Consider the following 14282-nt stretch of genomic DNA (forward strand, 5'->3'; position numbering starts at 1 on the left):
ACCGCGTCGCCGCGCTGCGCGATGCCTCCGCCGCGGCCACGCTGCCAGCGCAAAGGAAGCCGTCATGACCCGCAAGCCCCTCGCCGGTAACGTCTCTGGCCGTCCTTCGCCCGCGCGCTTGCGCCTGTTCGCGCTGAGCGCGGCGATTTCGCTGGCGCTGGTCGGCGGCGCCGCGTATGCCGATCCCAATCCGTTCGCGCGCCGCGGCGCCGATCCGGCCGCGCAGGCCGCGCGCAACGTGCAGCAGCAGGGCCAGCAGTCGGTGCAGGCGCAGCAGATGGCGCAGCGCTCGCTGGCCGCGTTCGCCCAGGCTGCGCGCGTGCGCTCCGCGCTCGACGCCGCGCAGGTGGCCGCGCGCGCCGCGGCGGCGGCCTCGGCGGCCGCCAACCAGATTCCCGACGGCCTGGCCGAGGGCGGCCTCAAGGTCGCCGCGGGGGTGCGCTTCGAGCCCGGCGCGATCGCGGTCGAAGACCCGCGCCTGAACCAGTCCAAGCTGTGGCTCGGCGCCAAGGGCCCGAGCCAGAGCAAGGACGGCGACAACGTCACCGTCACCATCGAGCAGACCCAGAAGAAGGCGATCCTGAGCTGGGAAAGCTTCAACGTCGGCCGCCGCACCACGGTCCATTTCGACCAGCGCGCCGGCAACCAGGCCGGCGGCGGCAACGACTGGATCGCGCTCAACCGGGTCGACGATCCCAGCGGCCGGCCCAGCCAGATCTTCGGCCAGATCAAGGCCGAAGGCAGCGTGTATCTGCTCAACCGCAACGGCGTGATGTTCGGCGGCACCAGCCAGGTCAACACCCGCTCGCTGCTGGTGTCTTCGTTGAATCTGTTCAGCAACGACGTCGCCCAGAGCAACCGCATCTTCATCGGCGAAGGCGTGCGCCGGGCCAAGGCCGACGTGGCGGTGCTGACCTCGGAACTGGCCGAATTCGTCGGCGGCGCCGCGACGCGGCCGCAGGCCTCCGGCGACATCCGCATCGATGCCGGCGCGCAGATCAAGACCGGTTCCGGCGGTTATGCCCTGATCGCCGCGCCGAACCTCAGCAACGCCGGCAGCGTGATCGCCGAAGACGGCCACGCGCAGTTGGCCGCGGTGGTCGGCGCGTTCTCGACCCCGGCGCCGGCCGGCGCCAGCAACGAACTGAGCCTGCGCTACAGCGGCGTGGCGCCGCAGGCCAGCGCGCCCAACGTCGGCTACGGCCGCCTGGACAACACCGGCATCGTCGCCAGCAAGCGCGGCACCGTCACCCTGACCGGCTACGACCTGCGCCAGGACGGCTATGTCGGCACCACCACCTCGGTCAGCCGGCCGGGGCGGATCTCTATAGTGGCCGCCAACCACGCGCGTTCGGCCGGCGTCGACAAGCCGGGCGATCTGAGCGCCAGCACCGGCGGCAAGCTCAGTTTCGGCAGCGGTTCGGTCACCGCGATCCTGCCCGAGCGCGACGGCGAGACCACCACCTCGGCGGCGACCGCGGACAAGGCGTTCCAGGCGCCCAATGCGGTGCTGGCCGCAGCGCAGATGCGCCTGCAGGAAAGCTCGCTGGTGCTGATGCCCGGCGCCAGGCTCGATCTGGTCGGCATGGAGCCGCTGCGCGACGGCAGCAGCAAGCCCGACGTCGCGCGCATCCAGATCGACCGCGGCGCGCAGATCAACGTCGCCGGCCTGGCCGACGTGCAGCGGCCGATGTCCGACCACTTCATCACCATCGAACGCGTCGGCGAGAACGAGCTGGCCGATTCGCCGCTGCTGCGCGGCGGCGCGTTCTACCGCAAGAAGGTCGTGCTCGACGCGCGCGAGCGCGGCGTGACCGACGACGGCCGCGCCTGGGTCGGCAGCCCGCTGTTCAACGCCGCCGGCTACGCCGACCAGCGCCCGCGCGGCATCGACCAGTTGCTGGTCGACGGCGGCACCATCAACGTCAGCGCGCGCGAATTCGTCGCCCGCGGCGGCTCGGTGATCGACGTCAGCGGCGGCTTCCTGCATTACCAGGGCGGCATGGTCGAAACCCCGCGGGTGATCGGCGCGGACGGGCGCACCTACCGCCTGGCCGGGGCCGACCCGTCGCAGTCCTACCTCGGCTTCGCCGGCCAGTTCTCGCTCGACCACCAGCGCTGGAACGTGCGCGAGTACTTCTATTCCGGGTTCGCGCGTTCGGACCGCTACTACGAATCCGACTACGTGCAGGGCGGCGCCGGCGGCGAGCTCAACATCGTGTTGCGCCAGGACGCCGGCGTCGATGCCACCCGCGTCGACACCGGGTTGGTGCTGGCCGGCGAACTGCGCGGCAACGCCGAATCCGGGCGCGACCAGCGCGAGCGCGGCGCGCCGGCGCTGGGAGGCAAGTTCAGCGTCTCGGTCGGTGGCGCGGGTTACGGCCATTGGACCTTGCAGAACGGCGCTGTGCCCGATGTGGCCGCGGACTTTTCGATGCAGCAGCGCCTGACCCAGGAGCAGGGCGGCGCGTTGTCCGCACAGGCGTTGAATCGGGCCGGCTTCGGCACGGTCGAGCTCAGCGACAAGCTTTCGCGCATCGAGGTGGCCAGCGACGCGCACCTGCAAGTCGACGCCGGCGGCCGCATCGCCCTGAGCGGCGCACGGGTCGACGTGGCCGGCACCTTGCAGGCCGATTCGGGCGAGATCGCGCTAAGCGCGACCAGCGAGAACGACCCGGATCCGCAAGATGGCGCGCGCCGCGGCATCGCCGTGCGCTCCGGCGGCCGCTTGCTCGCGCGCGGACAATGGGTCAACGACCGCGACCGCGTCGCCGACCAGCGCCAGGGCGGCGCGCACATCGACGGCGGCCGCATCAGCCTGAGCGTGTCCGAGTATCCGCTCTTGAACGGCGGGGAGCAGGACGGCGCCGGCGGCGGCCGCGACGCCAGCGGCTCGATCGTGCTCGATCCGGGCGCGCTGCTGGACGTGTCCGGCGGCGGCCGGATCCTGCCCAACGGCCAGCTTGCGGCCAAGGACGGCGTGCCGCTGGGCCGCGGCGGCGATATCGCCTTGAAGCTGTACCAACCGCGCGAAGGCACCCAGTCGCTGAATCCGTTCCTGCCCGCGTCGGCGTACGCCGCCGAGCCCGGCGCCGGCGAGCTGCGCTTCAGCGCGCAGAACCTGCGCGGCGGCGGCCTCGCCGGCGGCGGCACGCTGAGCCTGCACGCGCGCGACATCCTGATCGGCGCGTCGGCGGCCGATCCGCTCGCCGGCGATGCGCGCACGCTGCGCCTGGACGCCGGCTTCTTCCACGACGGCGATTTCGGCGCTTACGACCTGGTCGCGCGCCACGACGCGCGCATCCTTGCCGGCACCCAGCTGAGCGTGTCGCAGCGCAATTTCCTGCCGAACCTCGACGCGTTGCGCGGGCTGGCCAGCGGCGGCGATCTCTACGCCGGCTTGAACGCCGGCGGCGCGGGCCAATACGGCGCGTTCGGCCGCCTCGACGACTATCACCGCGACGCCGCCGATTTCTTCCTGGAAGCCGGCGCGGCCACCGGCCGCACCCTGCCGAACGTGGCGGGGCTCGACCAGGTGCGCGACACGCTGACCCTGGAACGCGGCGCGCAGCTGCAGGTCGACGCCGGCGGCGCGGTGCGCCTGGGGTCGCGCGGGCAGCTGACGGTGCTTGGGTCGGTGATCGCGCACGGCGGCAGCATCGATCTGTCCGGCGATACGTCGAGCACGGCGCTGTCGCCGTCGCACAGCCCGGCGCAGGTGGATTACTGGCGCGCGGACAAATCGGTGTGGGTCGGCGCGGAGGCGGTGCTCGACGTGTCCGGCGTGGCGCTGCTCAATCCGTTCAAGGCGCCGCTGCCCAACGGCGGCGCGGTGCCGCGCGACGGCAAGCTGCTCGACGGCGGCCGCATCGGCCTGAGCAACGACGGCGGTTATGTGGTGGTCGAGCAGGGCGCGCGCCTGGACCTGTCCGGCGCACGAGCGGTGTTCGACCTGCCGGCCGACAGCGGCGCGATCGGCCAGGCGCCGCTGCAGGCGCGCACGGTGTGGAGCGACGGCGGCGAGCTGGTGCTGGCCGCGGCTGGCGGCCTGTTCTTCGACGGCCGCATCCAGGCCGCCGGCGGCGACGCCAAGGCGCGCGGCGGCAGCGTGCAGCTGTTGACCGCGCAGAGCGTGCGGCCGCTGGACGTCAGCGGCGGACGCGCGCCGTTGGCGACGTCGCAGATCGTGTTCCACCAAAGCGGCAGCCGACTGGATCCGTCGGCGCGCGCCGGCGGGACGATCGAGCCGGGCCGCGACGCGCCTTCGGGGACCATGCATTTCCAGGCCGACTCGCTCGACGGTTCCGGCATCGATACCTTGTTGGTCGGGATCGGCGAAGACGGCCTGATCCGCGGCCCCGGCGTGGCGCCGGTGGTGTTCGACGGCGATGTGACCCTGTCGCCGGCGCGCGCGCTGATGATCAACGCGCGCGCGTTCCAGGCCGGCGGCGAGCGCGGCGCGGCCACGCTGCGTTCGGCCTACGTGTCGCTGCAAGGCCTTGGCGGCGACGCCGCGACCGCGCTGGCGGAACCCGGCAAGCCCGGCGCGGCGACGCTGAAGGTCGAGGCCGGCTTCATCGACATCGGCGGACGCGTGGCGTTGCGCAACTTCGCCGACGCCGCCTTCGACAGCCGCGGCGACATCCGCTTCCACACGCCCAGCCTCTACCAGAGCGCGACGATCAACAACGAAGTGCGGCTGGTGCCGGGCGAACTGCTCAGCGGCGGCAACCTGTCGTTCCGCGCGGCCCAGTTGTATCCGGCCAGCGGCGAGACCTTCATCGTGCGCGCGCTCGGCGCCAAGGACGCGGCCGGCCAGCGCGCCGACACCGCGATCCGCATCGCCGGCAACGGCGCGGCCGCGCCGCTGCCGTTGTCGGCCGGCGGCAAGCTGCTGCTGGACGCGAGCGAAATCGAACAGGCCGGTACGCTGCGCGCGCCGGCCGGGCAGATCGTGCTCGGCGCCGGCAACGCCGACGACCCGGCCACCCGCGCGCTGTTCAATCAGCTCGCGCTGACGCCGACGCGCAAGGTGACCCTGGCGCCCGGCAGCCTGACCTCGGTCTCGCTCGACGGCCGCGTGCTGCCCTACGGCAAGACCGTGGATTCGCTGCAATGGGACGGCAACGAGGTCGAGCAGCGCTTGACCGCGCCGCCGCTCAATCGCATCTCGCTCGACGGCGTCGAGTTGTCGCTGCAGGCCGGCGCGCGCGTCGACCTGTCCGGTGGCGGCGATCTGCAGGCGTTCGAATGGGTGGCCGGCACCGGCGGCAGCCGCGACCTGCTGTCGAGCTTCGCGGTGAGCTACGCCGACGGCGGCAGCGGCACGCGCGCGCCGCTGTATGCCGACGGCCGCGAAGTCTATGCGATCGTGCCGGGCGCGCAGTCGCCGCTGGCGGCGAGCGACCCGCTATTGAGCCAGGGCGCCGGCCCCAGCCAGATCGGCAAGTCGGTGTACCTGTCCGGCGTGCCGGGGCTGGCCGACGGCGTCTACACCTTGCTGCCGGGCCGCTACGCGACCCTGCCGGGCGCGTTCCGCGTGGTCCAGCGCAGCGGCGGAAAGGACGCGCTGGCCAGCCAGAACCTGACCGCGCCGGACGGCACCCACCGCGTCGCCGGTTACTACGTCGACTCGCTCAGCGGCGCGCGCGATGCGCGCAGCCAACTGTTCGACGTGCAGTCGGCGGCGGTGTGGGGCCAGTACTCGCAATACCAGCTCAGCCGAGCCAACAAGTTCTTCTCCGAACAGGCGGGCAAGGCCGGCCGGTTCGCGCCGCAGCTGCCGCGCGACGGCGGCCAACTGGTGCTCAGCGCGCAGCGCGCGCTGGAACTGGCCGCGCGTCTGGACGTGGCCGCCGCCGACGGCGGCGCCGCGGCGCAGATCGACGTGGTCGCCGACGCGATCCAGATCCGCGGCCGCAACCAGGCCGCGCTCGAAGGCTATGTGCAGCTCGATGCCGGCCAGCTCAGCGCGCTGGGCGCCGGCAGCCTGCTGATCGGCGGCGTGCGCGAACGCGGCGGCGACGGCACCGCGATCTCGGTGCGCGCGCGCGACGTGCTGGTGTCCAACGACGCCGCCTCGCCGCTGCAGGGCCCGGAAATCGTGCTGGTGGCCAAGGCCGGCGACGGCAGCCAGGGCGTTCGGATCGAGGACGGCAGCGTGATCCAGGCGCGCGGCACCCTGGCCGGCGCCGGCGATCTGCAACTGGTCGTCGGCCAGAACGCCGACGCCGCCAGCAACCGCCCCGCGATCAGCGGCGACGGCGCGCTGCTGCGGGTGTCCAACGCCGGCGCGGCGACCTTGCAACGGCGCGGCCTGCCGGCGTTCGAACAATCGCGCGGCCTGCTCGACGTCGGCGCCGGAGCGCGCCTGGACGGCGGCGCGTCGCTGATGCTCGACGCCTCCGGCAACGCCCGCGTTGACGCCAGCGCGGTGCTGGCCGGGCGCGACATCCAGGCCAGCAGCGGGCGGGTGGTGTTCAGCGCCGATCCGCACGCGCGCTACGACGGCTTCGTGGTCGGCCGCAACACCCTGGCCCAGTTCGGCCAGGCCCAGCGGGTGAGTCTGCGCAGCTACGGCGAGATGGCGTTCTACGGCGATATCGACGTCGACAGCGACCGCGAACTCAACCTCAGCGCGCGCCGCTTCGGCGGCGACGGCGGCACGGTGCGGCTGAGCGCGCAGCGGCTGAGCCTGGGCAACGAACTCGGCGTGCAGGGCGGCCCCGCCGGCGACGCGTCGGCCGGGCGTGGCAGCCTGCAGCTGCATGGCGATTCGGTCGCCTTCAGCGGCGGCGATTCGCAGTTCGCCGGTTTCGCCAAGGTGTCGGTTGAAGCGACCAGGCAAATCTCTGCCGGCGGCCGCGGCAGCGTCGATTTCGGCGCCGCTGATCTGCGCCTGCAGGCGCCGCTGCTCCAGGCCGAAGGCGGGGCCGAGCAGAGCCTTCGCAGCAGCGGCGCGATCGCGCTCGTGCGCGTCGGCGACGCCGCGGCCGACGCCGCGCGGCCGCAGGGCGGGGCGCTGGAACTGCGCGGCGCCAGCATCGCCGGCAGCGCGCTGATCCGGGCCAACTCAGGCCGCGCGAGCTTGGTCGCGACCCAGGGCGACGTGCGCCTGGACGCGGGCAGCGCGATCGACGTGTCGGCATTGCCGAAAGCGATCTTCGACCAGCCGGTGTACGCGCCGGGCGGACGGATCGAACTGCGCGCCGAGCGCGGCGGCATCGCGCTGGCCAACGGCGCGCAGCTCGACGTATCGGCCGCGGCCGGCGGCGGCGACGCCGGCGAACTGCGCCTGCTCGCGCCGCAGGGCGCGATCGCGCTCGACGGCACGCTCAAGGGGGCGGCGCCGAAGGGGCAGGGCGGCCGCATCGAACTCGACAGCGGCGCAGCGCTGGACCTGGACGCGCTGGCGCAGCGGCTGGCGCAAAGCGGCATCGACCGCAGCATCGCGGTGCGCAGCCGCAGCGGCAACCTGCAGCTCGGCGCCGGCCAGACCTTGAAGGCGCGCGAGGTCAGCCTGATCGCCGACGGCGGCAGCGACGCGCTGCTGCGCGACGCGGCCAACGGCAACGTGCGCGTCCTCGGCGACATCGACGCCTCCGGCAGCGCCGGCGGCCGGATCGATCTGTACGGCCGCCACGGCGTGGACCTGCAAGGCCGCCTGCTGGCCAACGGCAGCGACGCCGGCAAGCGCGGCGGCACCGTACGCATCGGCACCAGCGGCCGCAGCGACGGCAGCCTCAACGAATTCTTCGGCTATCAGAACATCGCCGGCGACGCGGCCGGCGTCATCCGCATCGGCCGCGACGCGCTGATCGACGTGCGCGGCGGCAGTGTCGGCGGCCTGGCCGGCGGCAAGGTCGAACTGCGCGCGCCGCTGCTGGTCGGCGGCGACGTCAACATCGAAGTCGACAACCCGGCGGCGTTCGTCGGCGCGCGCGAGGTCGGGCTGGAAGCGTATGCGGTGTGGAGCGCAAGCGACGCGATCGACCCGGCGCATCCCGAACGGCACTTCGACGGCATCGTCGATCCGGCCGGCTGGTACGCTGCCGACGGCAAGCTCGTCGCCGGCAAGTGGCGCGACGCCAGCGGCGCCGAACTGGCCGCGCCGCAGACGCCGGAGCAGCTCGCGCTGTATCTCAAGACCCATTACTTCACCCCTGAGGCGGCCAACGCCGCGCACCAGGGTTTCTACGGCTATCTCAACGGCGACAGCGTCGAGCATCAGGCCGGTACCCTGATGCGTTTCGCCCAGGCCCCGGGCTTCGCTTTCGGCGAGCGCTTCGCCGGCATCGCCCAGTTCCGCGCGCGTCCCGGCATCGAGCTGCAAAATCCCGATGCGGGCCGCGACGGCGGCGCGATCCGGGTGCTGACCAACTGGAACCTCAACTCCGGCGACCGCAACGCGCCCGACTTCCGCTACCAGGGCGCCGCGCCGGTGCTGACCTTGCGCGCGGCCGGCGAAGTGCAGGTCAACGCCAGCATCAGCGACGGGTTCTACAACTACAACGCCGCCGGCAGCGGCGCGGTCGGCAACTACGACGGCTCGGCCGCCGCGCGCATGACCTGGCTGCAGAACAATCCGCTGAGCATGCCCGACAGCGAGCAGTTCCTGCCCGCGCCGCAGCCTTACGATCCGAACGACGAATCCGGCCAGTACTACGGCCAGTACGACGAACTGTTCGGCATGATGACCAAGCCCGACAGCGCGCTCGACAACATCGTCGGCCCCGGCACCTCGTTGATGGGCTTCATCGACCTGCTGATCTCGATCGCCGGCACCGGCGATGCCGGCATCGCCGAACCGACGCCGCCGAGCGGCCCGGGCGACTACGCCGGTTATCTGGACCGTTACCGCAGCTACGTGCTCGATCTGGCCAACCGCATCGCCAACGGCGAAGCGCCGCCGATGACCTGGGTGGCGCGCCTGCCGGTGCTCGGCCCGGTGCCGCCGGCCGCCGACCGCACGCCGACGCTGCAGGCCACGGTCGAACGGCCGACGCCGTGGCTGGAGCAGCAGCTCGCCGGCGGCGACAGCAGCCGCTACCGCTTCGTCGCCGGCGCCGATTTCGCCAGCGTCGCGCCCGACCGCGCCGGCAGCGGCGCGGCCGACATCGTGTTCGACGGCCACACCACCTTGCGCAAGCCCGGCCAGAGCGATCTGCTGTTGCCGAACGTGCTGCGCACCGGCACCGGCGAGATCGAACTGGTCGCCGCGCGCGACGTGCGCTTCGCCGACCGCGACGCGCCGGCTAGCGTCTACACCGCCGGCCGCCCGGGCGCGGGCACCAGCGCCGATACCTCGCGGCCGCGGGTCGAAGGCGCGGCCTCGCCGCAGAATCTGGGCGGCCCGCTGGTCGCGGTCACCGGCGCGGTCAATCCGGAAGCGGCCGGCGACCTCAGCCTGCGCGCCGGCCGCGATATCGTCGGCAACCGCCAGATCCGCGACAGCGACGGCCGCCGCAGCGGCGTCGCCGGCAGCTATCTGGTCCAGTACTGGTGGCCGTGGATGCAGACCGGCAACCTCGTCGACGCCGACGGCCGCCTGGTCTCGACCTCGATCAACTTCGGCGGTTTCGCCCAGGGCCTGCTCAGCGTCGGCGGCGACATCCGCCTCGATGCCGGCCGCGACCTGGTCGAAGTGTCGGCGTCCTCGCCGACCACGTGGCAGCGCGACGGCGCCGGCGGCCTGCGCCGCTTCGGCGGCGGCGACCTGCGCGCCAGCGCCGGCCGCGACGTGCTCGGCGGCGATTTCTTCGTGTCCCAGGGCGAGGGTTCGCTCAACGCCGGCGGCCGCATCGGTTCGGCGTACGAGCTGAGCGTGCCGGTGTTCATCGAGAACGTCAGCAGCCAGACCACGACGATGAACTCGGGCGTGGCGCCGATCCTGGCGATGCAGGACGCGCGCTGGAACGTCGGCGCCAGCGGCGACGTCGACATCGGCCGGGTGCTGAATCCCTCGTACGCGCGGCTGAGCGAGCGCGAAGTCGATTCGCAGACCTTCGGTGCCGACGCTGCGCTCAATGCGACCTCGACCACCGGCGACGTGCAGCTCGGCAGCCTGCTGCTCGGCGACGCGCTGTTCGCCTACGGCGGCCGCGACCCGAATCGTCCGCAAGCGCCGTACAACATCGGCAGCAGCTCGCTGTTCGCGCAGGTGCTGCCGGGTTCGCTGAGCCTGGTCGCGATCGCCGGCGACGTGCGCGTGCGCAACGGCGGCCAGTTGTTCCCGTCCGCGCGCGGCGGCCTGAGCCTGCTCGCCGGCGGCGACGTGCTGCTGTACGCCGACACGTTCCCGCGCCTGGACACGCTGCGCCTGCTCGACATCGACCCGGCCTGGATGCCGTCGCCGCTGCAACCGCTGTCGAGCCTGCCGGAACAGACCGCGTTCGACTTCTCGCGCCTGGACGTGTTCATCGCCAGCCGCGACCAGCGCGCCAACCTGCACCGCGACGACCGCGAGCCGGTGCGGGTGTACGCGCTGGGCGACATCGTCAACGGCCAGCCGGACCAGCGCCAGAGCTTCAACACCCTGACCCTGGAACTGCCCAAGCCGGCGACGATCCGCGCCGGCCGCGACATCGTCGACCTGGACCTGCGCGGACAGAACTACCGCGCCAGCGACGCCACCCGCGTGCTGGCCGGACGCGATCTGTACTACCGCCCGCTCGGCCGCAGCATCACCGGCCGGGTCAGCCGCTACAACTGGATGGAACTGGGCGGGCCGGGCAGCTTCGAAATCCAGGCCGGGCGCGACCTGGGCCCGTTCACTTCGGCCAACGAGGCCTACGCGTTCAATCAGCTGCGCGCCGAAGGCGGCGGCATCCGCACCATCGGCAATCGCGACAACGCCGGGCTGGGCTACGACGGCGCCGACCTGGTGGTGCGCTTCGGCGTCGCGCCGGGCATCGACACGCGCGCGTTCGCCGCGCGCTATCTCGATCCGGCCGGCGAAGAATCCGCGGCCTATGCGGGCTGGCTCGCCGCCTACGTGCGCCAGCAGCGCCGCGACGCCGGCGGCGACGGCGAGGGCCAAGGCGACGGCGCGCTGTCGCCGCAACAGGCCTGGGCCGAATTCGCGCAACTGCCCGAAGCGGCGCAGCAGCGCCTGGTCGACAAGGTGTTCCTGGACCTGCTCGAACGCGCCGGCCGCGACAACAAGAACCCGGCCAGCCCCGAGTTCGGCAAGTACGCCGCCGGCTACCGCGCGATCAACACCTTGTTCCCGCAGGCGTTGGGCTACACCGCCAACCGCCTCGACGGCGGCGCCAACGGCGCCGACGCACCGGTCGCGACCGGGCGCATGGACATGCGCGGTTCGACCGTGCAGACCCAGCAGGGCGGCGACGTGCGCATTCTCGGCCCCGGCGGCGAAGTGCTGGTCGGCAGCGTGGCCGCGCCGCCGCTGGTGACCAACAACCGCGGCGAGACCGTGATCGGCCCCAACCAGCAAGGCGTGTTGACGCTGGATGTCGGCGACATCGGCATCTTCACCGACCGCAGCGTGCTGCTCGCGCAGAGCCGCATCTTCACCCAGCGCGGCGGCGACCTGACGATCTGGAGCTCGAACGGCGACATCAACGCCGGCAAGGGCGCCAAGACCTCGTCGGACAAACCGCCGGTGCGCTACGTCTGCGACGTCGACCAGTACTGCCGGATCGACGCGCGCGGCCTGGTCACCGGCGCCGGCATCGCCACCTTGCAGACCGCCGCGGCCGGCAAGGCCGGCGACGCGGTGCTGGTCGCCCCGCGCGGCACCATCGATGCCGGCGACGCCGGCATCCGCATCGGCGGCAACCTGATCGTCGCCGCGCAGACCATCGCCAACGCCGACAACATCCAGGTCGACGGCGACTCCCTCGGCATCCCGGTCGCGCGCAACGTCGACACCGGCGCGCTCAGCGCGGCCTCGTCGGCCAGCTCGGGCGTGAACGCAGTGGCCGAGCAGATGGCGGAAAGGCGCCCGGCGATGGGCGGCCGCGACCTGCCGGCGGTGATCTCGGTGCAGGTGATCGGCTTCGGCCAATGCCAGGCCAGCAACCCGCGCTGCGCGAACTCGCCGTAACGCCGCGCGCCGAAGCGTCGGCGCGAAGGGCAGGGGAATGAAACGGGGCGGCCGACAGGCCGCCCTTTTTCGTGGGCGGCAACGACCCGATCAGCGCTGAGCCGCCTGGACGGCCAAGCCAGCGATCGCCCGCGCCGTCGCGGACCGCCGCCGCATCGCCTGCCTGCAGGAGCTGCGCAAGCGGCGAGCGCGAAAACCAAACAACGCCGCACCCTTCATCGCCGCATTATCGAAAGCACGGCGGCTGCCCAGCGTTCATTCCCGCGCAAACGCCCGTGCGACATCGCGGCGTCCATTGCGTCGCGACGCAAGCAAACCGCACGAACCGCGAATGCAGACAGCGACGCCGCATCCGCACGCAACACCATCTCCATCTCCATCTCCATCGCCAACGAGTCTCCGCTTCGTTGCGAATCGCTGAGAACCGTGCCCGCCTTTCGCAACGCCGATTGCGAGCCAGCGAGGCCGCGCGGGCGAACGCACTGGCCGCGTCGATTTCTACGCAGATGACAATTGATCCGCGTCGCAAACAAGCTCCGGACTCATCGCGCGCGACCGTGACGCAGTGCGCGCGCACGCTGTCATCTGTGTAACCACGCGATCGCGCGCAGACACAAAACCTTCGCATCGCTTACGAAAACACGATTTAGATCGCGCTAAATCCCAGCCGATTAGTAACTTGAAGCATGTAATAAATACTTACCCGCATGGTCGTTGCGCTTGCACACGCCGCGCCCATTCTGTCGCCGCGCCAACGCAGCCCGTTGAGGCAACGCGTCGGCGCCTTGCAACGAACAGATACGGATTGATCCGCGGGCATTCGGCCCGCACCCTCAAAAGGAGACGTCTCGTGCATCGCAACAAGCTTCATGTCGGCCTGCTGGCCGCTACCGCTGTCCTGGTCTTCGCTGGTTCGGCCAACGCGGCCGATCTGTACGGCGGCGGCGCCACCTTCCCGGCCCCGGCTTATGTCGGCGACCTGTACAACGGCACCTCGCCGGTCGCCAAGCTGTCGCGCGATTCCGCCATCACCCTGCCGGCCGTGACCTTCAGCGTCGCCGGCCTGGGCAACTCCACCGGCACCAAGGTTCCGGTGTTCAAGGACTTCCACACCCGCTACTCGGCCGATGCCGTCTCCTACTGCCAGACCGGCAGCGGCACCGGCAAGAAGATCCTCAACAACGACGGCATCTTCGCCAACGGCGCCTGCTCGCCGGCCGGCATCACCGGCTTCAGCTCGGTCTCGGGCCAGTCGGCTCCGGACTTCATCGGCACCGACGCGCCGATCGCCACCGCCGACTACAACACCTTCATCACCAACATGGCGTCCACCCGCACCGCGATCGTGCAGATCCCGGTCCTGGCCGGCGCCATCGCCCTGCCGTTCAAGGACACCACCGGCGGCCTGACCTCGGTCGCGCTGAACACCGAGCAGGTCTGCCGCATCTTCGCCGGCGACATCAAGAACTGGAACGATTCGCGCCTGACCTCGCCGGTGGCCGGTTCGCACCCGATCACCATCGTCTACCGTTCGGAAGGCAGCGGCACCTCGTTCGCCTTCACCAGCTACCTGGCCGCGCAGTGCAACGGCAAGTTCGGCCTGGCCGCCGACTTCTTCAAGCCGAACCAGAGCTTCGCCACCGCCGCCGCTCTGGCGCTGCCGAACTACTCGGCCTCCTCGGCCCAGGCCGGCAACAACGGCGTGGTCTCCAAGGTCAAGTCCACCACCGACGCGTTCGGCTACGCCGACATCGCCGAAGTGCTGAGCCAGGGCGTGATGTACGCCTCGGTCAACGGCAACGACCCGGCCCTGTTCGGTTCGACCGGTGCGGTCAGCCTGGCTCCGGCCGCGCTGCTGTCGGGCAAGGTGCTCGACGGCGCCACCGTCGCCGACGTGCCGGCCAGCGTCGCCGCCCCGGCGCGCAACTGCACCCGCCTGGTCAACCCGACCGCCGTGATCTCGGGCGCTTACCCGATCGCCGCGGTGACCTACCTGGCCGCTTACAACGCCGGCAACGGCACCAAGGCCACCGCGCTCAAGAACCTGTTCAAGCAGTTCTACGCCCCGCTGCCCGTCGGCGGCGTCACCCCGCCGGATACGCGCGTCTCGCTGCCGACCGGCTATGCCTACATCGACGGCAACGCGCTGTTCCGCAGCTCGGCGGTCGGTTCGATCAACAGCTGCATCAACTGATCGCGGGCGTGGCGGCGGCAT

General features: G+C 71.8%; 2 protein-coding genes. Both read left to right on the forward strand.

Features of this window, described 5'->3' with window-relative positions:
• The first annotated feature begins 64 nt into the window (after positions 1-64).
• Positions 65-12067, forward strand: coding sequence for a filamentous haemagglutinin family protein (locus BLV01_RS07455; protein WP_091796145.1), 12003 nt, complete (start codon positions 65-67; stop codon positions 12065-12067).
• Positions 12068-12917: 850 nt separating this feature from the next.
• Positions 12918-14261 carry a PstS family phosphate ABC transporter substrate-binding protein gene (locus BLV01_RS07460; RefSeq protein ID WP_175485813.1) on the forward strand — a complete coding sequence of 448 codons (1344 nt, stop codon included), beginning with the start codon at positions 12918-12920 and terminating at the stop codon, positions 14259-14261.
• Positions 14262-14282 lie beyond the last annotated feature (21 nt).

The sequence above is a fragment of the Lysobacter sp. yr284 genome, from assembly GCF_900107375.1.
Taxonomy (GTDB): Bacteria; Pseudomonadota; Gammaproteobacteria; order Xanthomonadales; family Xanthomonadaceae; genus Lysobacter.